Annotated in this window: 24 protein-coding genes and 1 other RNA gene; 17 read left to right on the top strand and 8 right to left on the bottom strand. The window is 41.3% G+C overall.

Translation table 11 applies throughout. The annotated features are described in order from the left end of the window. Nucleotides 1–16: 16 nt before the first annotated feature. The 4 genes from PQR79_RS06230 to PQR79_RS06215 all read left to right on the top strand — a co-directional run bounded on the left by PQR79_RS06230 (nt 17) and on the right by PQR79_RS06215 (nt 6,789). On the top strand, nt 17–1,843 hold the full coding sequence (locus tag PQR79_RS06230; protein ID WP_238107029.1) for a vWA domain-containing protein: 1,827 nt from the start codon (nt 17–19) through the stop codon (nt 1,841–1,843). Between the two features lie 91 nt (nt 1,844–1,934). Then, nucleotides 1,935–2,480, top strand: a complete 546-nt coding sequence (locus tag PQR79_RS06225; protein ID WP_238107218.1) for a sigma-70 family RNA polymerase sigma factor — start codon at nt 1,935–1,937, stop codon at nt 2,478–2,480. Next, nucleotides 2,477–3,337 (top strand): hypothetical protein, encoded by an 861-nt coding sequence (locus tag PQR79_RS06220; RefSeq protein ID WP_238107030.1) that lies wholly within the window; start codon nt 2,477–2,479, stop codon nt 3,335–3,337. Before PQR79_RS06225 ends, PQR79_RS06220 begins: the two co-directional genes overlap by 4 nt. A 167-nt stretch (nt 3,338–3,504) precedes the next feature. After that, a complete protein-coding gene (locus PQR79_RS06215; protein WP_238107031.1) occupies nt 3,505–6,789 on the top strand; it encodes a S41 family peptidase in 3,285 nt (1,094 codons plus the stop codon). A gap of 142 nt (nt 6,790–6,931) precedes the next feature. On the opposite strand, the gene PQR79_RS06210 is transcribed toward PQR79_RS06215, so the two are convergent. Together PQR79_RS06210 and PQR79_RS06205 are read right to left on the bottom strand one after the other, a co-directional pair. Next, complete coding sequence (locus tag PQR79_RS06210; protein WP_238107032.1) at nt 6,932–7,384, bottom strand: OsmC family protein; 453 nt, start codon at nt 7,382–7,384, stop codon at nt 6,932–6,934. A 357-nt stretch (nt 7,385–7,741) separates the two neighbouring features. Beyond that, nucleotides 7,742–8,392 (bottom strand): DsbA family oxidoreductase, encoded by a 651-nt coding sequence (locus PQR79_RS06205; protein ID WP_238107033.1) that lies wholly within the window; start codon nt 8,390–8,392, stop codon nt 7,742–7,744. A 405-nt stretch (nt 8,393–8,797) separates the two neighbouring features. On the opposite strand from PQR79_RS06205, the gene hpf reads away from it, so the two are divergent. Further along, complete coding sequence (gene hpf / locus PQR79_RS06200; protein ID WP_160053720.1) at nt 8,798–9,154, top strand: ribosome hibernation-promoting factor, HPF/YfiA family; 357 nt, start codon at nt 8,798–8,800, stop codon at nt 9,152–9,154. Nucleotides 9,155–9,214: 60 nt separating this feature from the next. Here hpf and PQR79_RS06195 read toward each other — a convergent pair whose 3' ends face one another. Continuing rightward, nucleotides 9,215–9,940, bottom strand: coding sequence for a YebC/PmpR family DNA-binding transcriptional regulator (locus tag PQR79_RS06195; protein WP_238107034.1), 726 nt, complete (start codon nt 9,938–9,940; stop codon nt 9,215–9,217). A 415-nt stretch (nt 9,941–10,355) separates the two neighbouring features. Here PQR79_RS06195 and PQR79_RS06190 point away from each other — a divergent pair, with 415 nt between their 5' ends. Continuing rightward, nucleotides 10,356–10,604, top strand: coding sequence for a TIGR02922 family protein (locus PQR79_RS06190; RefSeq protein WP_238107035.1), 249 nt, complete (start codon nt 10,356–10,358; stop codon nt 10,602–10,604). A 49-nt stretch (nt 10,605–10,653) separates the two neighbouring features. Here PQR79_RS06190 and PQR79_RS06185 read toward each other — a convergent pair whose 3' ends face one another. After that, the gene (locus PQR79_RS06185; RefSeq protein WP_238107036.1) at nt 10,654–11,238 is read right to left on the bottom strand and encodes a TetR/AcrR family transcriptional regulator; all 585 of its coding nucleotides are present in this window, start codon (nt 11,236–11,238) and stop codon (nt 10,654–10,656) included. A gap of 145 nt (nt 11,239–11,383) precedes the next feature. On the opposite strand from PQR79_RS06185, the gene PQR79_RS06180 reads away from it, so the two are divergent. From PQR79_RS06180 to PQR79_RS06165, 4 genes are all read left to right on the top strand, one after another. Next, the gene (locus PQR79_RS06180; protein ID WP_238107037.1) at nt 11,384–12,427 is read left to right on the top strand and encodes an alkene reductase; all 1,044 of its coding nucleotides are present in this window, start codon (nt 11,384–11,386) and stop codon (nt 12,425–12,427) included. Between the two features lie 402 nt (nt 12,428–12,829). Beyond that, nucleotides 12,830–14,152, top strand: coding sequence for a protein kinase (locus PQR79_RS06175; protein WP_238107038.1), 1,323 nt, complete (start codon nt 12,830–12,832; stop codon nt 14,150–14,152). Between the two features lie 134 nt (nt 14,153–14,286). After that, complete coding sequence (locus PQR79_RS06170) at nt 14,287–14,478, top strand: ribbon-helix-helix protein (RefSeq protein ID WP_188738798.1); 192 nt, start codon at nt 14,287–14,289, stop codon at nt 14,476–14,478. A 200-nt stretch (nt 14,479–14,678) separates the two neighbouring features. Further along, nucleotides 14,679–15,023 carry a zinc ribbon domain-containing protein YjdM gene (locus PQR79_RS06165; protein WP_188917732.1) on the top strand — a complete coding sequence of 115 codons (345 nt, stop codon included), beginning with the start codon at nt 14,679–14,681 and terminating at the stop codon, nt 15,021–15,023. 261 nt (nt 15,024–15,284) lie between these two features. Here the strand turns inward: PQR79_RS06165 and PQR79_RS06160 are convergent, their stop codons facing one another. Then, nucleotides 15,285–15,509, bottom strand: coding sequence for a hypothetical protein (locus PQR79_RS06160; RefSeq protein WP_238107039.1), 225 nt, complete (start codon nt 15,507–15,509; stop codon nt 15,285–15,287). Nucleotides 15,510–15,742: 233 nt separating this feature from the next. Between PQR79_RS06160 and PQR79_RS06155 the strand changes: the two genes are divergently transcribed. Next, nucleotides 15,743–16,264, top strand: a complete 522-nt coding sequence (locus PQR79_RS06155; RefSeq protein ID WP_238107040.1) for an Rv1289 family protein — start codon at nt 15,743–15,745, stop codon at nt 16,262–16,264. A gap of 48 nt (nt 16,265–16,312) precedes the next feature. Beyond that, nucleotides 16,313–17,335 (top strand): radical SAM protein, encoded by a 1,023-nt coding sequence (locus PQR79_RS06150; RefSeq protein WP_238107041.1) that lies wholly within the window; start codon nt 16,313–16,315, stop codon nt 17,333–17,335. Between the two features lie 1,288 nt (nt 17,336–18,623). Here PQR79_RS06150 and ssrA read toward each other — a convergent pair. Together ssrA and smpB are read right to left on the bottom strand one after the other, a co-directional pair. Further along, nucleotides 18,624–18,979: a transfer-messenger RNA gene (gene ssrA / locus PQR79_RS06145) on the bottom strand. A 71-nt stretch (nt 18,980–19,050) separates the two neighbouring features. Then, nucleotides 19,051–19,548: an SsrA-binding protein SmpB gene (smpB, locus tag PQR79_RS06140; protein ID WP_238107042.1), complete on the bottom strand. Its 498-nt coding sequence runs from the start codon at nt 19,546–19,548 to the stop codon at nt 19,051–19,053. Between the two features lie 265 nt (nt 19,549–19,813). Here smpB and PQR79_RS06135 point away from each other — a divergent pair, with 265 nt between their 5' ends. Together PQR79_RS06135 and PQR79_RS06130 are read left to right on the top strand one after the other, a co-directional pair. Further along, nucleotides 19,814–20,251 (top strand): SRPBCC family protein, encoded by a 438-nt coding sequence (locus PQR79_RS06135; RefSeq protein ID WP_238107043.1) that lies wholly within the window; start codon nt 19,814–19,816, stop codon nt 20,249–20,251. Continuing rightward, nucleotides 20,241–20,576: an RnfH family protein gene (locus PQR79_RS06130; protein ID WP_238107044.1), complete on the top strand. Its 336-nt coding sequence runs from the start codon at nt 20,241–20,243 to the stop codon at nt 20,574–20,576. Before PQR79_RS06135 ends, PQR79_RS06130 begins: the two co-directional genes overlap by 11 nt. A 63-nt stretch (nt 20,577–20,639) precedes the next feature. Here PQR79_RS06130 and PQR79_RS06125 read toward each other — a convergent pair whose 3' ends face one another. Beyond that, a complete protein-coding gene (locus PQR79_RS06125; RefSeq protein WP_238107045.1) occupies nt 20,640–21,149 on the bottom strand; it encodes an outer membrane protein assembly factor BamE in 510 nt (169 codons plus the stop codon). A 484-nt stretch (nt 21,150–21,633) separates the two neighbouring features. Here PQR79_RS06125 and PQR79_RS06120 point away from each other — a divergent pair, with 484 nt between their 5' ends. From PQR79_RS06120 to PQR79_RS06110, 3 genes are read left to right on the top strand one after another with little or no spacing between them, the layout of a single operon-like run. After that, nucleotides 21,634–22,449: an SAM-dependent methyltransferase gene (locus PQR79_RS06120; RefSeq protein WP_238107046.1), complete on the top strand. Its 816-nt coding sequence runs from the start codon at nt 21,634–21,636 to the stop codon at nt 22,447–22,449. A 30-nt stretch (nt 22,450–22,479) separates the two neighbouring features. Then, nucleotides 22,480–22,692, top strand: coding sequence for a hypothetical protein (locus PQR79_RS06115; protein WP_238107047.1), 213 nt, complete (start codon nt 22,480–22,482; stop codon nt 22,690–22,692). Then, nucleotides 22,670–24,457 carry a tetratricopeptide repeat-containing diguanylate cyclase gene (locus PQR79_RS06110; protein ID WP_274408421.1) on the top strand — a complete coding sequence of 596 codons (1,788 nt, stop codon included), beginning with the start codon at nt 22,670–22,672 and terminating at the stop codon, nt 24,455–24,457. Before PQR79_RS06115 ends, PQR79_RS06110 begins: the two co-directional genes overlap by 23 nt. The last annotated feature ends 603 nt before the right edge of the window (nt 24,458–25,060 follow it).

Below are 25,060 nucleotides of genomic sequence, written 5' to 3'. Positions count from 1 at the left end.
TAAAAAGGGCACGATTATGAAGGATTATCAGCAAGCATTTAACCAGAGCCTTTTGGCGCTCATTATCAGTAGCACTATGGTTGGCGGCTGCGCGCAAGAGTCAAACGATTCAACTCAGCGCCAACAAGCCCAGACTCACACCGCAATGAGTCATCCTGCGCCTATCGCCACCCCAAAAGACGTACCAGTAAGTGACTACCAACTAAAGCCACACCATGCTGAAATGGAGCTTTCTGCACCAGGACAAGCTCAAAGATTAGTTAAAGAGCGCCAGCAATTTAATCAAGCTAAGACGATGGCCGGTGTCATGCCAATGCATCGTGATGAGCGCCACCTTAGCTCTGCACCTATCAATAATGATAAATTTGCTTCAGTGGTGCAAAACGGCAATATGGTGGCGGCTGAAACGCCAGTTTCAACGTTTTCAATCGATGTCGATACCGGAAGTTACAGCACCACTCGCAGACTAATAAATCAAGGCCAATTACCCGCTAAAAATAGTGTGCGAGTCGAGGAGCTGATTAACTACTTTAGTTATGATTACCCTGCACCGACCGATGCCGACGTGCCCTTCAATGTCACCACAGAATTGGCGCCATCGCCTTACAATCAAGACACGCAATTATTACGCATTGGTATTAAAGGCTATGATATTGCCACAGGCCAACTTGGTGCCAGTAACCTGGTGTTGTTGTTAGATGTATCTGGGTCAATGTCATCAAACGATAAACTGCCATTATTAAAACAAGCACTATTAATGCTCAGCCAGCAATTGTCGGCGCAAGATAAAGTCTCAATTGTGGTGTACGCGGGTGCCAGTGGGGTGGTGCTTGATGGGGTTGCCGGTAATGATTTTACGGCCATCAGCAGTGCACTCAATCAACTCAATGCTCAAGGCGGCACTAATGGTAGCCAAGGTTTACAGTTGGCGTATCAATTAGCGCAAAAGCATTTTATTGAAAATGGCATTAATCGAGTTATTTTAGCCACCGATGGCGACTTTAATTTGGGGATGACCAACCATCAACAGTTGGTGGACTATGTGGCGGCTCACAGTAAAACAGGTATCGGTTTGTCGACATTAGGTTTTGGCTTAGGTTCTGGTAATGGTGGTTATAATGACCATCTATTGGAACAGTTATCAAATAAAGCCAATGGCCAATATGCCTATATCGACACGTTAAATGAAGCGCGTAAAGTATTGGTCGACCAACTCAGTGCGACATTATTAACCATTGCCCATGATGTTAAAGTGCAAATTGAATTTAACCCCGCAATGGTATCTGAATACCGTTTAATTGGTTACGAAAACCGCTTATTAAATCGCAGCGATTTTAATAATGACGCCGTTGATGCAGGCGAGATTGGTGCGGGCCACAGTGTCACGGCATTATACGAATTGCGCTATAACGATAGCCAAAACAAGTTGATTGATCCGCTGCGTTATCGTGCATCAACAACGACCGATGACAAGGCAAGAGCGGTAAGTGATGAAGTGGCTTTTTTAAAATTGCGCTATAAAGCCATTGGCGGCCAAGCAAGCCAATTATTAACTTACCCTATTACTAAACAGCAGCAATTAAGCCATTTGCACCAAGCCAGTGATGATCTTCGTTTTGCCGCTGCAGTGGCGGGATTTGGTCAATTATTAAACCATAATCATTATGTCCACGATACTGATTATGCTAAGTTAATTACACTTGCAGAATCCGCAATGGGCCAAGACCGTTTTGGTTATCGTCATGAATTTGTACAGCTATTAAAAAACGCCAAGGTGCTGTCGATGCAGTCAGCAGAGGCAATGCCAGCAAGTCAGGTTGCAAAGCGGGTTAACCCACATTAAGGATAAAATGGTGCCAACATTCACTCAGTCAAAAGATGCACAGCCAAAGGATGACACTGTAGTGCCTCAAGTTGGTAGTGACGAGCAGCTCATGCTCGACTACCAGACTGGCGATATTAATGCATTCGAAACCTTATATCGCAAACACAAAGGCCCTCTGTATCGCTATTTTGTCCGCCAAATACATGATCTGCAATTGGCCGAGGACTTATATCAAGACACCTGGAGTAAGGTGATGAATGCGGCGGCGCAATATCAAGTTAAGGCTAAATTTACCACCTGGTTGTATAAAATTGCCCATAATTTGCTGATTGATCATGTGCGAGTGGTAAAGCCGCTCGATAACATCAGCCCACTCGCGGATGAGCAGCAAATGGATAACCTTGAGGCTGACAACCTCAATGCGCCAGAGTCGCAATTACAGCAACAGCAGCAGCTCAATATGATGAAAGCCTGCATTGCTCATTTACCTGCAGTGCAAAAAGAAGCATTTTTACTCAATATTGAAATGGGCATGACCGCCGCGATGATCAGCGACATTGCCGATGTAACCCTAGAAGCGACTAAAAGTCGGATTCGTTATGCTTATCAGAGTATTAAGCAATGTATTGCTAATAAACTGCAGGAGACAAGATGATGAGTGAACAACAAGATGATGCAGCGTTCACTGCATTACATACTGAAATCAAGCAAGTTTATCATCAGCAATCGTTGGAACAGCCTTCAGCTGAGTTAGACGAGGCTATATTGGCAAAAGCCAGGGCTGCTCGTCATGTTGTCGCTAAGCAAAGTGACGTCACACCATCATTATGGCGACGCAATGCTGGGCTATTTTCTACAGCAGCTTCGGTGATAATAGTGGTTGGGTTGTTTATTTTAAGCCCGAGTCTACAGCAACAAGTGGGCATAAACCTTGAAAAAGGATTGCCTAAACAGCAGATGGACGTTCAACGGTTTGATGTTGACAACGTGATGAGCAAATCTTCGAGTGAAACGATTCGTAATGCCGCCGTTGAACAATCCATTGCCATTGAAGGTTTGTCGAAGGGGGGAGTCACACCAACGCATAAAAATGTGAATCCCGCCTCTGCTGAAGAAGCTGTCTCAAGCGACAATGTGCTCGCTGACAAAATGCAAACGCGCGAAGTCTCACAACAAGCGCTAGCAGAATCACAACAGCAAGCCCAAGCGGCTAAAAAGGTTGCCGATGCTGAAGCTACGCAGCGAAAAGCAGCAGCTTTGCCGATACGCCAGCAAGAAAAAGAGCTTAAACTGATGAAGCAGCAACTCGAAAGTAACCCTAAAGGTCATATTGAGCTTGATACTGCTGAAGTCGCTTTTGCGCGATTGCAGGCGTTAATGGCAGACAATAAGCTAAAGCAAGCTGAAGGTTATATGATAACCATGGAGCAACGCTTTCCTGAGCTTTTGAGCCCAGCGCATCCACTTTATGAGCAATATCAAAAAATTAAAGTGCAGCTAACCTCGCAATAATTAATTAACGTACAACACTACCATCGGCTAAGCGAATAATGCTTAGCCGCTTTTCGTTACATTTTTGCACTGCAAAAAATGACATAACTCTGATAACGTGAATAAATAACCTGGGCTCAGGTTAAATAATACCAAGGCCTTAGACCGAGTAAAGGAAACACCTCACCATGAAACTTCGCCGCTCAGTAACCCATTGCATGTTAGCTTTAAGCACATTAGCCTGTTCATCAATGATCTTCGCCAATGCCTCAAATCAAGGCTATTACCGCGCCCCCGCACTGCATGACCAAACGCTAGTCTTTACTGCAGAAGGCGACTTGTGGAGCACGCAACTTAATCAAACGAAAGCCAGCCGTTTAACTAGCCTCACAGCTGAAGAGCTCGATGCCACCATTTCTAAAGATGGCGAGTGGGTGGCATATACCGCCAATTATGAAGGCGCAAACGAAGTGTATGTGATGCCGATAGCGGGCGGTGTGGCCAAACGAGTCAGTTTTGAAAACAGCCGTGTGCGCCTGCAAGGCTGGACTGCAGCAGGTGAAGTTTTATATTCCACTGATAACGCTTTCGGTCCCGCTAATTTTTGGGTACTCAAAACCGTTAATCCACAAACATTAACGGTTACTGATCTACCATTAGCCGACGCCGTTGAAGGCGTTATCGATGATAAAGGTGAGTATGTCTATTTTACTCAGTTTGGCTTACAGGTCAGTGGCGACAACGCCAAAGTGTATCGTGGCGGCGCCAAAGGTGAGATTTGGCGTTATAAAATTGGCAGTAAACAAGAAGCACAGCAATTAACTACCACTCATGAAGGTTCTGTCAAGCAGCCGATGCTATGGCAACAACGAGTGTATTTTGTGAGTGACCAATCCGGTAATGACAATATTTGGTCAATGAGTGTTGATGGCACAGACATCAAACAGCATACCCAATACACCCAATGGCAGGTGCGTGATGCCCAACTTGATAATGGCCGCATTGTATTTCAGCAAGGCGCCGACATTAAGCTACTCAATCTAGCCGACATGGCCGAAAGCACCCTAGATATCGAGCTCACCAGCGACTTTGCTCACCGCCGTGAACAATGGGTCAATGACCCAATGGATTACGCCACCTCGACCGTGTTTGCTCAACAAGGTGACAATGTGGTGATTACCGCACGCAGCCATGTGGCGATTGCCAGTAACGACGGCCGTCGTTTGGTGCAAATAGACTCACCAGCCAATAGCCGTGTGCGGGACGCGTTATTAAGCAGCGATGGCAAGTGGGTCTATGGCATTAGCGATGCGTCTGGCGAACAAGAAATTTGGCAATATCCAGCAGACGGCTCAGCAGGTGCTAAGCAACTGACTAAAGACGGCAACACATTGCGTACCAGCTTAACGTTATCGCCAAATGGACGTTATTTAGTACACGACGATTACATGGGCAATGTATGGTTATTGGATTTAACTCGCAATAACAACCAAAAAATTATCAAAAACGGTGAAGGTTTAGGCCCTTATCAAGACATTAAATGGTCGGCCGACAGCCAATTTATTGCGTTAACTAAATCAGAAATCGGCAAACAGCGTCCGCAAATTGTGCTGTATTCCATTAATGAGTCTAAAGCACAAACCTTAACCACAGACAAATACGAGTCGTTTTCCCCTAGCTTTAGTCATGACGGAAAATGGTTGTACTTTTTATCTAACCGCGAGTTTAAAGCCAATCCAGGTTCGCCTTGGGGTGACCGCAATATGGGGCCTATTTTTGATAAACGCACCCAAATATTTGCTTTAGCCCTAGATGCTAAAGCGACATTCCCATTTGCCAAACCGACAGAGCTTACCGTTAACAAAGGTACGAACAACGCGGATAAGAAAGATCAAGATAACCCCGCTAAAACCACAGTTGATTGGGATGGATTAAATCAACGTTTATGGCAAGTACCAGTCGATGCAGGCAACTACAGCAGCTTAACCGCCACTAAAGATAAGTTGTATCTGCTCGATGGTCATCAAGATAAAAGCGAGTTAAAGCTGGTTAAGTTTGATGCACTGCAGCCAAAAGTTGACACCTTTAGCGACGATGTTGGTCAATATGCGTTAGCAAAAGATGGCAGTAAACTTATGCTGCGTAAAAAGTCAGATCCTAAAAATATCATGATTGTCGATGCCGGTGATAAGTTACCGAGTGACGTGTCAAATGCTAAAGTGAGCACAGAACAATGGCAGTTAAGCATTTCACCGCAACAAGAATGGCAACAGATTTTTGAAGATGCTTGGCTTATGCACCGTGATTCATTTTTTGACCCTAACATGCGCGGCGTAGACTGGCAGGCCGCCAAAGCCAAATACCAACCACTGGTCGACAGGCTCACTGACCGAAATGAGCTTAATGACATCTTTATTCAAATGATGGGAGAACTGAACTCACTGCACTCGCAAGTGCGGGGCGGTGACATTGACCAAGATAAAGATGCGGCTAAAGCTGCTGCGTTAGGCGCAAGACTCACGCAAACTGATAAAGGAGTGGTGATCAGCCACATTTATCAAACCGACAGCGAGTTACCTTTGTCTGGATCACCGCTTGCACGTATTGAAGTGGATGCTCAAGAGGGGGATATCATTCGCGCTATTAATGGTAAAAATGTCGACTCCGTAGCAGATGTGACCCAATTGCTACGCAACCAAGGCAACAAGCAAGTGCTATTAGGGCTACAGCGTGGCAAAACGGTACTTAATACCGTAGTAATACCACACGACATTGGTACAGACGCCAAGTTACGTTACCTTGATTGGGTTGAGCACAATGGCGCCAAAGTGGCTAAAGCGTCTAAAGGTAATATTGGTTATTTACATTTGTATGCCATGGGCTCAGGTGATATTGAAAGCTTTGCTCGCGAGTTTTATACCAATTACGACAAAGACGGCTTAATCATTGATGTGCGCCGCAATCGTGGTGGCAATATCGACAGTTGGATTATTGAAAAACTGCTCCGTCGTGCTTGGGCATTTTGGCAGCCAACCCATGGCAGCACTAATGCGAACATGCAACAGACGTTTAGAGGCCATTTGGTGGTATTGGCCGATCAAATGACCTACTCAGACGGCGAAACCTTCTCTGCGGGTATTCGTGCACTGAATATTGCCCCCATTATTGGTAAACAAACTGCCGGTGCAGGAGTGTGGTTATCGGGACGAAACTCAGTTACCGACAAAGGCATGGCACGAGTGGCAGAGTACCCACAGTACGCAATCGATGGCCGTTGGATTGTAGAAGGTCACGGTGTTGAGCCAGACATTGAAGTGGATAACTTACCTTATGCAACCTTTAGTGGCAAAGATGCCCAGCTTGAGGCCGCAATCAGTTACTTGAAAGATGAATTGGTACAACAACCTATTTCGCCATTACAAGGGCTACCCATGCCAAAAACAGGCAAAGCAGGTGACATCAAAGCCAAATAGGCTTGCTGTTCGCCTTGCTTGTATTAAAGGCAGTCAGCTCGGTTTGTAAGCTCAGCCTGTAAGTAAAAAATGCCCCTGCCAAATCCAATTGGGTAGGGGCATTTTTATCAATGATGAAACATGATACTTGAGCTAACGAGAATTAGTGTGCTGTTTGAGGTGTTTTAATCTCGACTTCACAGGCAACTGAATTGGCAATGAAACAGTTTGCATGCGCTTTTTCATGTATTTTATCTAAGGTTTCTTGGTCGACTTCAACGCCTTCAGCAAAAATGACAGTTGGCTCAAGTGTCATTTTTACTACCGCTATTTTGCCCGCCTCATTTTTGCCTAAATCGGCAGTGGCATTGTCAACATAGCTCAACACGGGCAGTCGCTTTAAATGCGCAATCGCTAAAAAAGTCAGCATATGACATGACGATAATGCCGCCAGTAAACTTTCTTCTGGGTTCACTTTATCGGCATTGCCTTTATATTCAGGTGCCGAAGATGCGTCGATAGTTTGCCCTGTACCAAATTTGATCTGATGGTCGCGATTAAATTCACCCTCTTCACTGGGTGAAGACTGCCAATTTACCGTTGTTTTAAAACCCATTCTGTACTCCCAAAACCACTAACGTTGTGGTGTATATTACAACTCAATGTATCGTTTAATTTCAGAGCGAAGGTGAGTGAAACGATAACTTGTTATGCTAGATTCAACACCAAGCGCACATAAAAGTCTATGAAGCCGATCGAAAAATGCGTTTAAACTGCTGTTAAACCATTGTGCGATAGTCAGTGATGACTCGCCTGAAAGAAATGCCCAGCCGTTTTTGCTCTGCGTTATCGCTATTTGAAAGGGAACAACCATTACGGCATAGCGATGCCTTAATCAAAAAACGCAGCACATTCTGAGTGGTCACTTATTAATACGGACTGGTATTAGTCATTAGGCTTAAGCTATGTTGAGTTATGCCGCGTCTGCAGTGAGCTTAGCGATTAACTCTGCAATAGTTGCGGGCTCTTGCGCTCCAGACACTAAATATTGCTGATTAAACACGATGGCCGGCACAGCTTGAATTCCGCGATTGATCCACAATTGCTCTTCTTCTTTGACCGCTTTTTCATAACGCTTGTCGGTTAATATGGCGCGGGCTTCGTCTGCATCTAACCCAACACCAGTGGCGGCTTCGACTAACACTTCAATATCATCTGGGTTCTCCTGCTCGGTAAAGTAGCTTGTGAACAATGCCAGTTTTAGCTCAGTTTGCTTACCAGAGCCGGCTGCCCAGTACAGTAATTGATGGGCAAGTAGAGTGTTATAAATTCGCGATGAGTCTGAAAACTTAAACTCAAAGCCTAAATCGGCCCCCATTTGGGTTAATCGTTGACGGTTTTGAGCGCTTTGTTCTGGGGTCGAACCATATTTTTCAGCAATATGTTCGCCTAAATGCTGGCCTTCTGGCCCCATTGTGGGATTCAGCTCAAAAGGGTGCCATTTTAACGTGACATCAAGGTCGTCAAATTGGCTTAATGCAAGCTCAAGGCGACGATATCCTACAATGCACCACGGGCACATTACGTCTGAAACAATGTCAATTTGGAGCTGTTTTGATGCCATGATGGATCCTAATAATGATTAATTCGACTTAATATAAAAAAATAAAATCGGTACATTTGCTTATAAATTAACTGCTTTTACGGAGTAATTGATGGGTTTATCACCATTTGTATAAACAACACGAAAGTTGCAACCAACGTCGTTAAAAATGTGTCTATACTTAATCAGTAATCTGATGTTTAATCAATGTAAGGGTTAGGTCTATTTGATATAGCCCATTCGAGTTGGTTTTAAACACTTGCTGGTGGTACATACTTCATATTTTTAAATTGACCACTTGTGATTTTACCCACATGCCCCATGTCTAATTATGTCAGCATGCATTTGTACAACTTAGTTATTTATGTCAGCATGCATTTGTACAACGCGATAAATTTGGCAAGTAAATTCTGTTAAGGACAATCTATGAAAATAAATCTTTCTGGTCACCATGTTGATGTTACTGATACTGTCAAACAACACGTAGAAGAAAAATTCGCTAAAATAGCTAGCCATTTCCCAACGCTTATTTCGTTAGACATCATTATTGCTAAAGAGCACGGTGAATTTGATGTTGAAATTCGTACTAACTATGAAGGAACTCGAATTGCTGCAAAAGGTAATAATGCAGTCATGTATCCAGCCATTACCAGCGCTGCAAAAAAATTAGATGCAGCTTTGAAACACCGCAAAGGTCAACTTAAAGCAGATTTACATGAAAAGCCTGATGTTACGGCGCCTGAAATTGCTTATGAAAAAGTACAAGAGATGGACCTTCGTTAATCCATTTGAACACAAAAAACGCAGCCTAAGGGCTGCGTTTTTGATTGTTGCTAAAGTTGATTATTCTTCGTCAATTTCAGCGTTATGATAAATGTTTTGAACATCATCACAGTCTTCTAATGCGGCAATAAACTTATCAAATGTCTCAATGTCTTCACCACTAATGGTTGTCATTGTTTGTGGCACAAAAGATAAGTTCTCAACTTTAAAGTCGATTTCTGGGAACTCATCTGTTAAAGCGGTTCTGATATTGTTAAATTCAGATACTGGTGCAAATACACTGATCATACCGTCTTCTAATTCAACATCAGTGACATCAATTTCTGCCATCATCAGTAATTCAAGAATGGCTTCGTCATCTTCACCTTCAAAAACAAATACGGCTTGATGTTCAAACATATGGCCAACAGTACCAGGGCTACCTAATTTGGCATCATTTTTTACAAAAGCTTGACGAACTTGAGTAAAGGTACGGTTACCGTTATCGGTTAAGCAGTCAACAATTACCATGCAGCCGCCAGGGCCAAAACCTTCGTAACGTGCAGTGTCGTAATCTTCTCCGCCACCGCCACGCGCTTTTTCAATTGCACGTTCAATGACGTGTGCTGGCACTTGGTCTTTTTTAGCGCGGGTTATTAAGCTGCGTAGTGCTAAATTGCCATCTGGATCTACACCACCTTGCTTGGCGCAAATGTAAATTTCTTTACCGTAGCGCGAATAAAGGCGTGTTTTTTGACCGGCTGTTTTAGCCATTGATTCTTTACGGTTTTGGTATGCTCTGCCCATCTTAATCTCGTTATATTTCGGAAATGGAAGTCGTAAAAGTGCCGCCGATTCTAGCAGGAATAAGCCGATGTGTTTAGGTGCAGAGCATAATTATTGTCGAAATACTGTCGATAACGCGATAAGTATCATCATATTTTGCTTTGTGAAGGAATGTGAGCCACATAGAAATACTCATATTTACACCTCTGATGTGTTAAGTTTATGTATCAAGTAAGTGTATTCGATACTACAATTTGCTGATGTGTTATCAATGATAGCCAAAAACATAATAGGAGAAAGGACTTCTCTGTGAGAGATACTCAGGAGTAATGCCTGAGGATCGCTCCTTATTTTACCCTGAGATGTATTGATGATTTGCAACTATCAATATCATTTCTACACTTAGATATAGAATGCTAGAAATGAGAGTCCTAATATGAAATCTGAATCTGCTAAAGCAGTTCAAGCACAAAATGCGACAGTCACCGTGTTATTTTATGATGCTCCAGCAGGTCTTGAAATGTACAACGCTGTATTGACTGATTTACCAGTAAGTCAATCTGGACGAGTCATGATCCCTGAGTCATTCCGTCGTGGTAAGTCAATTATTGCGGTACTCGAAGGTGAGTGCACAATATTGAATTCGCTAGGTGAGCGCGTTTATTCGCAGCGCACTGTTGGCTAATCAATCATGTTGAGTCGTTAATAATAAAAAAGACACGCAAGTGTCTTTTTTAATGTCTAATTAAATCCGCGAGCAGCTTATCTGCTAAGGGTTGTAATACTTCTACGTTGGGTTGAGTGTGTGCTACCGTTCTTAATCCGTAAATTCCCATGACTAAATACTGAGCTAAAAACTGGCTATCACTCTCTTGAGGAATAAGCTGTTGTGCTTTTGCTGTGTCGAACACTTGTGCTAATGATTGGTGCCAGGATTGTAAAAATTCACAAGCGATTTGCTTAATCTGCTCATCTTGCTCACCCATTTCACTGAGGGACTTAGTCAATAAACATGCCTGGGTAGCGTCGCAACTTAAGCATTCTTGTAATATTTGCGCCAGGTAATCAGTTAAATTGTCTACAGCAGAGCGGCCATTGGCAAACAATTGCCTAAATTGAGCGGTCCGATCTTGCTGATATTGTTCTATCGCTGCGATGAATAAGCCTTTTTTATTGTCAAACGCACAATAAATTGATCCCGGATGTAATCCTGTTGCTTTGGTGAGATCTTGCATGCTGGTTTTCGCGTACCCATTCACCATAAAGGTACACATGGCGGCACGTAATACTCGTTCTCTATCAAATTCAGCGTGTCTCATATTCTGCCACTTATAGTTCATAACAAAGCGCAATAGCTCATATTTTCTGAGTCTATCCAAAATTGACCGACTATTCAAAAAATACTTGAATGTATATTCAAATATCTTTATTCTTGAATGTGTATTCAATTAAGGAGAGCGTCACATGACGGCCAATTTATTTACGCCATATAAGCTCAATGACACCCTAACATTATCAAACAAGATTTTAATGGCACCATTAACTCGCTGTATGGCCGATGATGATCTTGTGCCTACCCAGCAGATTGCCGATTATTATGCCCGCCGTGCAGAGGCCGGTTTAATTATCAGTGAAGCCACCATTATTCGTGCCGACGGGCAAGGCTATCCAAACACTCCGGGGTTATTTACTCCTGCACAAATAGATGGCTGGCGTGTAGTGACAGACGCTGTGCACAAAAATGGCGGCAAAATATTTGCCCAGTTATGGCACACCGGCCGGGTGGCTCACCCACACTTTTTTGGTGGTGGTGATGTATTGTCTGCTTCAGCTCAATCGATTGAAGGCACAGTGCCAAGAATGCGCGAACTGGTTTACCAAACCCCAAAAGCCGCCACAATTGAAGACATCAAACAACTGGTTAACGATTATGCGCAAGCGGCTGCCAACGCTATTGATGCCGGTTTTGACGGTGTAGAAATTCATGGTGCGAATGGTTATCTAATTGACCAATTTTTACATCACGACAGTAATCGTCGTGAAGACGAATACGGTCAAACGCCTGAAAACATGTCACGCTTTGCCTTAGAGGTTGTTGATGCTGTTATTGCTCGTATCGGCGCAGACCGAACTGCATTGCGCGTATCGCCAGGTGCTTATTTCAATATGGCAACCGACCCACGAGATCGTGATGTATTTGACTATTTACTACCTGAGTTGGCTAAACGTAATTTAGCGTTTTTACATGGCGGTATTTTTGACGACTCAATGGAGTTTGATTACCTAGGCGGTAGCATATCGGCATACCTTCGTAGCGTTTACACCGGCACATTGGTCGGTGTGGGAAGTTACACCGCAGAAACCGGCAGCGCAGCTATTAGCGAAAACAAGTTTGACTTGTTAGCCATTGGCCGTCCGTTTATTGCCAACCCAGACTATGTGGCAAAGGTGCGCAACGGTGATGAGCTAGTTGCTTACGCTGACACCATGTTAACCGAGTTAATTTAACCTAATTATATTCAATCAACTTGAATAAACGTGTTTCAGAGTTTCACCGTGTATTCAATGCTAGGCGCGTTAATGCAGCGTTATTGATTTTGGAAAGGGAACAACCATTACCCGCAATCAATGTCTTGCCTAAACGCGTGTAAATTATTGCTGAAATCGAGCATCTTCAGGTTGTTTGGGTACAGGGTAATCTTTTTGTTGTTTGCGTATAAGCGCATTTTTGTAGGAATCCACTTATTGTCATGCTAATGCCAATAAGTGGCGCTAAATGATCAACCCCAATTTGTGTTTTTAGCATCCGTCTTGGCCACAGCTTTTGCTGTGGTCTTTTTTTTGCCATAAATTTGTCTCCCTGAGTGCTGTCTATTACTATGTCGACAATTTTAGGCACAGAGAAGCGTTATGCACACACTGCAACAATTAAATGATGGTTTATTGCACGGACAAACACGAGTCAAAATCGCCCAAGGACTGAGTGAGTTTCCAGCTAAATTATTTGAGTTAGCAGAGACGTTAGAAGTGCTCGATTTAACCGACAATCAATTGTCGTCGCTTCCTGACAACTTTGCCGATTTACATCAATTAAAAATCCTGTTTTTGTCGAATAACCAGTTTGAACATTTACCTGATGTACTAGGCCAATGCCCCAACTTAGAAATGATTGGCTTCAAAGCTAACCAAATTAGAACGGTATCAAGCGCATCAATCCCAACACAAACCCGCTGGTTAATTTTAACCGATAATCAGATTGAGCAACTACCAGACAGTATCGGGCAATGTTATCGTCTTGAAAAGCTCGCGCTAGCCGGTAATCGTTTAACTTCATTGCCAGCCAGTATGGCAAAGTGTCATCAATTGGCTTTACTCAGGTTATCTGCCAATCAACTCGCTGAATTACCGCAATGGTTATTTAAATTACCCCAATTGGCCTGGCTGGCTTTTTCGGGTAATCGTTTTAGTCATGTTGAGCATTGTGATAACACACGAGTCCCAACGGTACCGCTAAACCAATTTCAGTTAGGTAAATTGCTCGGGCAGGGCGCTTCTGGTTTAATTTATCAAGCATCACATATCGCTTTGCAGCACGGAACTGGCGAATTTCGTTGTACTGATGAGGTTGCTGTCAAACTATTCAAAGGCATGGTCACCAGTGATGGTTATCCGGCTGACGAGCTAGATTGCTGTTTAACCGCAGGTGAGCATCCTAATTTAATCAATGTACTGGCACAAATTAACCAGGCCGACCAATTAGGCCTAGTGATGCAACTTATTCCGCCAAGTTACGCCAATTTAGGTTTACCGCCATCGCTGCAAACCTGTAGCCGCGATACCTTTGAGCCAAACACGCGATTTAGTGAGCCACGTATCATTAAAATAGCAACTCAGATGGCCGATATTTTGGCGCATTTACATCAAAATGGAATAAGTCATGGTGATATTTATGCGCATAACACAATGATAAATCCGCAAGGCAATGTGTTATTTGGTGACTTTGGCGCCGCATCTAACTTAAACCAGTTTAGCCCCGAACGTCGTGTGTTAATGCAAGCTATTGAGGTTAGGGCGTTTGGGTACATGATTGAAGACATGCTAAATCTAATTGAGCCCGCTCATAGTCCCAAGACGGAAGTGCTACATCAATTAGTACAAGATTGCTTACAGCCTAGCTTAAGCGCAAGACCGACTTTTAATGCCCTGAAACAACAGTTAACCAGCATGGCATAAGCTGCCACTATGATTTTGCTTAGCGATATGACTCGTATTGCTGAGTGCCATTGAATATCCGCTGTGAAATATGGCCTTTAATCTATCACTGCATTATAATCAAATTATCATGTTCCAATAAAAGGTCATCACCAGTGGAAAACAAAACTGCACGTTTTACTGTATTAATGGACCCGCTAAAAAAGCAGGCATTTGAGCAATTGTGTGCGGCTCAAGATCTCACTCCATCGCAAGTTACCCGTCAGCTTATTCGTGAATACCTTGAAAAACACGATGTCAGTTTTGGTGACAATCAAGGCCGACCAAACCCTCAAGTGAAAAGCTAATCTATCACTTTTTATGGTGGAGTGTGAGCTGGGCTTAACGGCTTAGGCTAGTCAATTTGTGATAATAGCATTATAATACTATTACAATTAAAGGTGAGGTGGTTTTAGTGGCTGTCTCATGCCAATCGATAACGCTTTTTGAACAATGCCTTAGTGCCTTTATCTTGTTCGATTTAAGCTAAAAAACAGAGAGTGAATTTATGAGTGATGTCATCCCGCCATGCCCAAAGTGCGAATCTCCTTATGCTTATTCAGACGGTACATTATTAATTTGCCCAGAATGTGCAAATGAGTGGAACCCAAATGAAGAAGTGGTTGATCCAGACGCCATCATTTTAAAAGATGCCGTGGGTAATCTATTGGCAGAAGGCGACAAAGTGACTTTAATTAAAGATCTTAAAGTTAAAGGTTCATCACTTGTGCTTAAAGTCGGCACCAAAGCCGTGATCAACCGCTTTGTCGACGGCGATCATGACATCGATTGTAAAGTTGATGGCAACGGTCAAATGATGTTGAAATCAAAGTTTGTGAAAAAACAAAGCTGATAGCGATTAACCTAGTTGTTATAAGTGACCATTAATCAGCTTCAGGCTGATTAACAAAAAAATCCCCGCTGATAGCAATATCAACGGGGATTTTTTATGGACGCCAGTTCAAGTCCCGCCGCCTCATATGAACCCACTTCTGGGAAAGCCGTCAATAATCTATAAAAATGTTACTTTTTAGGATATTTTGAGAAATGCTAGGTGCTAGGTGCTAGGTGCTAGGTGCTAGGTGCTAGGTGCTAGGTGCTAGGTGCTAGGTGTCTAGTGGCGATACTCAAATGAAATCACTTCTATGACACGCGGTAAACCCATCCCTGGGCGCTCTGTGAAAACATCCATGTTTTCGAAGGTCATAGTCGCGATTACATCCGTCGTATCGTTATCTTCGATGTAACCTAGTGTAATCAAAAAATCTAACGAATTTTTGGGCTCGCCTTCTTTGAGGATGTTGATAATTTGGCTTTCAGTAAAACGTGTCTTTTTCATGTAATTCTCCATTTGGTTTAGTGTAAATGGAAAACTCTATTTAAAACATTCTGATTTTAAGGGAGGGTTGGCAAGGCCGTTCTTGGGTATCGCGCCATTTGGGATAAATGAAATTATTCATTTGATTGAGAATAAGTTGACTCTCAGAAGTTATCGATATATAGATGATTGTTTACATATCAGATTTATTAGTATCTACTTGTTTAGACAAATTTTTAAAGGGATTTTTAAATATGGAAAACTCAAGTATTAGTCGAAGGATTCAATCCGCTATAGATGCTTTACATCGGAAAAATGCTGAAGAAGCATTGTTAAACTTAATCGCTGCTTTAGATAAAACTGCTAAGTTGACATATCCAAAGACCAAACGTGTAGGAGACAGGATAAAAGCTTTTATTGAAGCTAATGAAGAAATTATTCATGCAGTGTCGAACAACCCTTTAAGAGGAAAAATTGTTTTTGGTGATATGACATTTCCCGAAATTGTATATAAATATATTCGATGTTCAATCGCGCATGAGGGGGAATTAGATGCAAGATTAGTTTTACATAATAATCAATTTTTTAAAGTTGGTGACGATGGTGTTTCTTTGGAATTACCAGTTTCATATGTCATTGGTTTAATTGTTGTCGTTATTGTTGCACCTATTAATAAACGGCAAAAAGTTAATCAGAACTTGTTAATTAACTTGGCGGGAAAGCTGCGTAGAGTAAATGATTTATGGGGTGAACCTGATAAGGTTTTGTATATATGATCATTTTAACCTTTTACTCCTAATTTATTTTACAAGGCTCAATAGTAAATGTCAGAAATAATTAAGTTTGTTACAGATGACTATCATTGTTTTTTACCATTGCACTATGTTATCGATATTGGCAACATATGCAATTTACAATGTCCATTTTGTTTTACAGGAGTAAGGTCACCTGGTATTAAACGTAAAACGATGAGTTTAAATAATTTTAAAATTATTTTCGATAAAATAAAACCTTTTGCTCGTCAAATTGATTTATATAGTTGGGGTGAACCATTTTTAAATAAATATTTTTTAGATATTGTTTTCCTTTGCTCTCAAAAAAATATCCATACCCATATTGATAGTACTTTATCATCAATGGATATGGATAGTGATTATTGTGAAAAGTTAGTTAAGTCTGGTCTATCATCAATTTTTATTTCATTGGACGGCACAACTCAAGATATTTATCAAAAATATCGAGTGGGTGCTAGCTTAGATCGTAGTTTACAAAATATACGTAACTTAATTGCTGCCAAGAAAAAACTTGGAAAAACGACACCTAACCTCGCAATTGCATTTTATGTTCATAAGTATAATGAACATCAAATAGAGTCAGCAAAAAGATTAGCAGACGAACTTAATATTAAGGTTTGGTTTAAGTTACTGGCTTGTAGTTCAGATTGGCAATCATCACTGCATAATACTAGTAGTCATTATTTTGATATTCCTGATTGGGTAACTCAATATTATCCATTGCCTCATCACCCTCAGTTTGACGATATTAAGTTCCATCAAAACGTACAGAATGTAATTAGTGCTTGCAGGCAGCCATTCAATAGTATGGTGATTAATTGGGATGGTTCAGTTACCCCTTGTACTACAGTAACTGGAGACCAATATGTTATTGGCAACATGTTAGAGAATGAACTTATCGATGTCTGGAATAATGTAAATTACCAAAGAAGTCGTAAGTTCCTTCTCAATTATGGTGCCCCTCAAAATACAGGTTCTGTTTGTCAGTCACAGTCTTGCCCTCTAACAAAAAAGTCTGAATTTGCTATACCAATATCCTTTTTATCCAAATAGAGGTATTATCGAAATAATTTATAAAATTCATTTGCAACTCTGGGGTGCGTTTAATCTTATGTCTGTCTCTCTGGGACTATTTAAACGGCTTTTAAATAAATTCAAAGAAACGGTTAGTGTTAAGGGTTTTTATGAAAGCCTGAAGTGATGGTCATGTATAGTAAAAATTTAATAACAAAATATGGATGTATATTCGTGAAAAATTACTCATAGTGCCTCTCATTATAATTCTTACTTCGTGCACAGCACCAACCCGGACTGTTCACGATGAGTTTTTTTGTTGATTCTGGCACTACTCCCGCAGAAAAGTCCCATACTTTGTTGATTGCTTAAATGATGGTTTTAATAAAGCACATTCGGGACTAACAAATTTTGAGGTGAGACAATCAATAATAGCAACTGGTTAAAGGAGTGAAACATACACGGGTTCATTGAACTATTTGCTTGTAAGTGCGGACGTGTTCAACGATGGCAAGGTTGTACTTAATGAAAGTAGTGCAGCGGGTTGGATTAATACAAAGGGTGAAAAAGAAGCGTTTTAAGTTTGTTTGCTTGAAATAATTAAAGAATTAATTCAATGCTTTATAGTTAAGTGCGTTGTTGAAATTTGTTGGTGTTAATATTGTATACACCAGTTCAACCTACTTACCTTCAAAGAAGTCTAATAACATCACAAGCAGATCATCTAAGTGATCGAAAGGGTTCTTGTACTCGTTTTTCATAGGTTCTCCTAAAGTTGTTATTCAAAACAGTAACCTAAAAATTATTTGCTTCAAGTAAGTCACTCTCATTAATTTAAATGGGAAATAAAAACGCGCAACCGGCTTAAATTCGGCAAGGAATTTAACGTTAATCATAAGGGGAACGCTCGCTAATAAATGTTTTGAAAAATTGATTTAGGATAAGGTTGCGGGGTTAGTAAAGTGTGGTAAGAAAGTTCTGCATTAAGCTAACAAAGAACGTTTAAAGTGATTTTTATAATCAGTTAAATGAAGAAAAGTAGTTAACTTCTATCGTTTATACTGGCAATTTCTCAAACCAAGTGGCACCACTCAATATGAGATTTGAGCAATGTTGTTTGTCTCAAACCAACCGATTTGATTTCTCAAACCTCGCGACCCGCTACAGATCCAAGAGGGGATTGCTGTTGATCCCCTTTTGGCCAGTGCAGGGTGGAACCTTGCGATTCTATTTCAAACGAAGTTTGAACATTTTGTGGTTGACGTCACTTTGTCGCTATTAGACAAAGAAAAAGGGCTTAGCATTGCTGCTAAGCCCTTTCGGTATTTGGTGGAGGCGGCGGGACTTGAACCCGCGTCCAGAAAGCCTACATCCTCGGCGCTACATGTTTAGTCTCTCTTTTATTTAACCAAGCAGTCTCCGAAAGACAGGATGCTACTTGGTGAGTCCGGTACTGTTTCGCGGTTCACCCCCGGACGGAGTTCCCTCGCTAGCACAATGTAAGGTGACCATCAAAATCCACTGCCCAAGTGCTAAACGTGTGGCTGATGGCTAGCTAGCCTAAGCTGCTAGAGAGTAGTTAGAGTCGTTTGCAACTATAACGGTGCGGCTTTTTACGAGGCCAACCGCCCCTCGACATGCTCCTTGGGTTTCGTGAATCCTGTCGAATCCAGAATCGCCCCCAATTGGTTATATCATAACGTGTTGTTTCGCGAATACCTAGTGACTATTAACAAAATATCATCGTTTGGTTATTATCCGTTCAGTCTACTCTTTTTCATGACACGAGACTGTTCAACTTTCCATTCACGCTCTTTGGTGTCTTCACGTTTATCGTGATCTTTTTTACCTTTACCTAAGCCAATTTCAACTTTTACCCAGGCTCCTTTACGCCAATACATCGACAGTGGCACTAAAGTGTAGCCTTGGCGTTCAATTAAGCCTGCTAGTTTGTCAATTTCGCTACGTTTTAACAATAGCTTTTTAGTACGGATTGGATCGCACACCACGTGAGTGGATGCAGTGTTTAATGGTTGAATAGTACAACCGTGCATAAAGGCTTCACCGCCTTTAATAAATACATAACAATCAGCGAGATTGACCTTGCCCATACGGATCGATTTTACTTCCCACCCCATGAGCTCTAAACCCGCTTCAATTTTGTCTTCTATGCGGTATTCAAAGGTCGCGCGTTTGTTGCGTGCGATGGTCGCTGGGGCATTTTTTGCTGATTTAGAATTCTTTTTTACCATTATATTTACCGTTGTGATTACTGCCGCGGCCTATAAAAAGGCGACTTGTAATCAGCTCTGAGCCCATTTAATAAACGCTATTATATTAAGGTTATAAATTAACACCATTGATATAAAAGATATGGGGGAGATTTATGATATTTCAACGATTATACCTAGTTTCTTGCCTATTGTGTTATTAAGGGTGAGATTTAGCGTTATGGCGGATGCCTTTTTTGTTTAACGTGATAAAATCCGCACATTGTTTTAATGATAGTGATGTCCGATGCCCAAAATTTCCAAAAGTATGCTGGTTAGATTTAGTGCCAAAGAAATGTATGATTTAGTCAACGATGTTGAGTCGTATCATGTGTTTTTGCCCGGCTGTGTTGGCGGTAAAGTATTAGAGTTTGACGGTAAAACCATGGTGGCATCGGTTGATGTGAGTAAAGCGGGGATCAGTAAAACCTTTACTACTCGTAACCAAGTTGTTGAAGCTAAATCCATTACGCTAGAGTTAGAAAACGGGCCTTTTAAACATTTGCACGGCTTATGGAAATTTACAGCGCTGACAGAAGAAGCTTGTAAGGTGGAGTTTGATTTGCATTTTGAATTTTCAAACGCATTAGTCGACTTGGCATTTGGTAAAATTTTTAAAGAGTTAATGTCGTCAATGGTGGTGGCATTTACCGACAGAGCGAAGGTGATTTATCGTGACAAGTGAAACAGACCAATTTGCCGTTGATGTGATTTATGCATTACCCAAGCAGCAAAAAATTATCACTGTGATGGTTGCGCCAGGTACCACGTTTATTGATGCGGTTATCCAAAGCAATATAGTGAAATTTTTTCCCGAAATCGATCTAGATAACATCAAATTAGGCGTGTTTAGCCGGGTTGTTAAACATGATGAAGTGATACAGCCTGGTCAGCGGGTAGAGTTATACCGTCCCTTGATTGCCGACCCTAAAGATGTGCGCCGCAAACGGGCTGAAAAAGCAAAAGATGAAGGCCGGATCAATAAAATCACTGGTGCGAAGGTCAGTTAATTGTTTAACGCTATACAAAAAAGCAGAATCAATTGATTCTGCTTTTTTCTTGGCTCTGATTGATTAACGATTATCAGGGTCGTTAGATTTTTCAGGCTGGTTGGTTAACGTTGGTCGCGTTTCTTCAACCAATGGTTTTGAGTCTGGGCGTGTTTCTGGCAGTAATGGCTTTAAATCAGGCTCATTGACTGTTGGCAAAGAGCTTAGCTCAAGCGGCGTATTAAACTCACTGCTTAGTTCGTAATCGCCTGTGACGCTAGCGATCTTATCATCCGTAAAATGAATGATTAGCTCTTTATGGGTAATGCTGGCATCACGGCCACTTTTAAAGTGGTATACATAGTACCAAGTGTCATCAGAAAAACTATCACGTAAAACCGGACGACCTAAAATGTACTCCGTTTGCTCTTTGGTCATGTCGATGCGAAGTTTTTCAACTTGCTGGGTTTCCATGTAGTTACCTTGCGGTATATCAGGCTTATAAATTAACCAGTCGAAAACACTACATCCGCTCATTGAGAGTGAAAGCGCTACTGCGCTTACAAGGGTAAGACTTTGTTTTTTGTTTATCATTGTCTGCGCTACTTCCTAAATTCTGTCGGTCATCATACCCAAGCTGTCCCTATGCTGACAAGGGCCGATTAGAAGATGTTGTGGCTTTGAGTGAATATCGCGACGTAAGTTCCTTCTTTTTTGTAATAATACCCATCCTGATTCATGGTTACTCTCTACGCGCAACATATTACGGTGAGACGTGACGTCAGTTTTAACGTCATCGTTTTGTAGCTGAAAAACTCAGTTTTATAAGGCTTTTCAGGCCATTTTTACATGTTGGAAAATAGCTTATCCAGTAATCGTGATGAGCACAATTCCTTCAAAAGCGTGTTTTGTACCACTTATATGTTAATAAAGTTGGTAAATAATCATTAAATTGTTTAATTTAAAAGCATAATCAATTGAAATATTCGTATAATAAATATGTGATTTAGTCTTTGTTTTATTTCTATTTAGTTGCTTTGATTATCAACAAAAATAGGATGACATATTGAGGTGTAACTTGCAGCTAACTGCCGTAAAAGGACAAGGTCAGCTAGTGTGTGTGGGGACTGGAGTACAACTTGCTGGGCAAGTAGGCCAGTTAGCCATGAGTTATATTGAGCTTGCTGACGTGGTTTTTTCATTGGTGCCCGATGGGTTCGCCGATAGATGGTTGTCAACCTTGAATGCTGATGTGCGCTCGCTACAAGGATATTACGCACAAGCAGGGGAAATAAAAAACCGTCGCAACACCTATCAGCAGATGGTTGATGCTATGTTAGATGAGGTACGAGCAAATAAAAGGGTGGTATGTGCTTTGTACGGCCATCCGGGGGTATTTTCTTGCGTATCACATTTAGCAATAGCACAAGCTAAACAGCTAGGTTTTAGCGCTAAAATGCTTGCAGGTGTTTCAGCTGAGGCGTGTTTATGGGCGGATTTAGGTATCGATCCCGGCAATAGTGGTTATCAAAGCTATGAAGCCACCCAGTTTATGTTGTACCAACATGTCCCCAACCCTTGTACTCACGTAGTGTTGTGGCAAATAGCGCTCGCGGGCGAACATACATTGACACAATTTTCCACAACCAAGCAGAGATTACATATTTTAGTTGAACATTTATCACAGTGGTATCCTATTGATCATCAAGTGATAATATATGAAGCTGCAAACTTAGCAGTGCAATCGCCAAGAGTAGAGCATATTGCCTTGGCTGATTTACCTGATGCTCGGTTAACGACCATCAGCACATTATTGATCCCGCCTCAGCAAGCATTAGCATTAAACCCTGCCATGCTTGCAAAGTTAGGCATCAGTGAAATGGATCTTGGTTAGAGAATACTTCTACAACACTAAGGGCACGATATGTCGAATTTAAGTCAATTTTTTACTCAGTTAGGGACAGATGCAGAATTATTAGAAGCGTATCAACACGATCCTATTGGGGTGATGCAAGCAAATGGCATTACCGAAGAAGAAATTGAAGCGGTAATGTCGGGTGACATAGCGCGTATCCGCCAATTAGCGGGTGACGAAGAGATGAAAATGTTCCAGATTGTTACAACACCTAAGCCGTAATACCTTGTTGATGCAAGTGTTCATTAAAGTCGTTATCACTGTGCTGTTCATATTATACAGCTCAGGAATTGTGCTCGCCAATGAAATGGATGATGAGCTCGATATTGTTGAAAACTTTATGCACACTGACACTCAAAGTGCCATCGCCAAATTAAATTCAATGTTAGCGCGTCAAGACCAGCTGTCGATGATACAAAAAAGCCGTTTGTACATGCTGCTTAGCTTAAAACATATCTATTTAGCCGAGTATGCTGCTGCAGATGACGCTTTAGACACCGCGTTAACTTTTAATCCGACTGAAGATATCATCACTCGTATATATTTATATCGGGTAACAACCAGTATTGGCTTAAAAGACTACAAACGCGCCTTTACTTTGTTAGAAACCAATTTAGCTCGTATTGATAATTATCAAGATAACAGCATTAAAATTGCGACCTACAACCGGCTATTAAATGTGTATCTTGAGCTCGAAGCTTATGATGAAATGTTGCGAATATCGCAATTGGCCCTGAATTTAAATCAAGGTGAAAATCCTAAAAACCAGTGTTATTCGATGTTGTATTATGCCGTGGCGAATCTACGCACAAAACAATTCGATTTGGCTTCAAATTTATTTACCGACACAGAACAGTACTGTAGTGAACATGGTTTCCCGTTAATTGCCGTAATGTCCACAAAAGGGCAGGCAATTGTTGCATATGAAAACAGCCTCTATGATAAAGCCGAATCATTATTATTAAACGCGTTAGCCAACTACAAAAAGTTTAAATTTGAAGTTGAGATTAACGAAGTTCACTCGTTTTTAGGCATGACCTACTTCTATTTAAACCGTTTTGAAGAAGCCGAGCAGTATGCTAATAAAGTCAATGACAAGCCGATAGCACCCAATAACCTGTTAGTAAAAAAGCGTGCTAATGAAACCTTATCGTTGGTTGCAGGAAAACGTGGTCAGTTTGATAAAGCTTATCAGTACCAAGTGGTTGCTAATGCACTGAGTTTACAGATATTAAACGAGCAAAAAGTGAAAGAAAACGCTTATCAGATGGCTCGTTTTGACAGCGTAGAGAAAAACCGAGAAAACAACAGTCTGATGCAAGACCACGAGTTGTTGATGAAGCAAAAAGATCTGTTTATAAAAGACAAAAGCTCGTCAATTATGTTTTCGACATTGCTCGTTGGTGTGTCAGTTGGTTTATTATTACTGCTGATTTCAGCCTGGCTGCAACGCAATCAATTTATGAAGCAAGCACAGCGTGATGGGTTAACTGGTATTTATAATCGCCGTACTGGCCAGGAGCTTGCTGAAAACGAATTTATTCAAACTCAAGCGGTAGCCGAGCCTTTTTCTGTGCTGTTGATGGATTTGGATTTATTTAAAAACATTAATGACCAATTTGGTCATGCTACAGGTGACTGGGCATTAAAAAAGTTTACCAGTGTGATTGAGTCGCTACTCAGGCCTAATGATGTATTTACCCGCATGGGCGGTGAGGAGTTTGCGATATTTATGCCCAAACAAGATCTTAAATCAGCAGCAGACTTTGCCGAACGCTTAAGAGCAGAGGTAGAGGCTATCAATACGCGTTTCTCTGGTCATGATTTTTCGATTACGGTGAGCTGTGGCATAAGCTGTGCCGACAAACACGACTTAAGTCTTGACCCCCTTATTCACCGCGCTGATTTAGCCTTATATTGTGCTAAGCATAACGGCCGCAATTGTGTTGTGTGCTACAACGAGTCAATGAAACACCCACAGAGTTAACTCCTCAATCAACAGACTGTATTGTTCTATGCTTCAGTTTAGTCGAGATTAAATCAATATATTTCCTCCACGGTGTCACTTAGTGCCATGGCTCCTGCACCATTTTGAATCTTAAAAACCTCTTACATGCACCATTTATGACATTTTTTTAAATTTATTTTTAAAAAAGTGAATTTTTTTTCAAAAAAACCAAACGACTGCAGCTTGTTGATCGGGTGACGTAACTCACACTTTTTATGTCAATTTGCTTATTTTTTATTACGTTAACGTAAGCGTCAATTTAAAACAGTTGTTTGAATTCGCTTCGCACGGTTGTGGTGTTAACCATATGTATTTAAGTGCTTTTTTGCCTTTACGCCTAGGTAAGCTCAAAACGTGAGCAAAATGTTTGATTAGGGGGTTTAGACTAAAGTGCTGTAAACTTTTATTTGCACGGTGTAATTTTGCAACAACTATTTTTACCATTATTAATTTGTGGTCAATTGGTAAGATGAATTTTTATAAGTGATTTTTTTAAATGCTTGCTGATTATTTATTTTATTTATAATCAGTTGCTTATCGTTAAATCTTGGTGTTGGTAAGACCAATTGATTGTGTTGTTCA

This window comes from Shewanella metallivivens, assembly GCF_028750675.1.
In the GTDB taxonomy this organism is placed as follows: Bacteria; Pseudomonadota; Gammaproteobacteria; order Enterobacterales; family Shewanellaceae; genus Shewanella; species Shewanella metallivivens.
The sequence above is the reverse complement of the archived record's forward strand: the minus strand, read 5'-3'. Positions and strand labels throughout refer to the sequence as shown.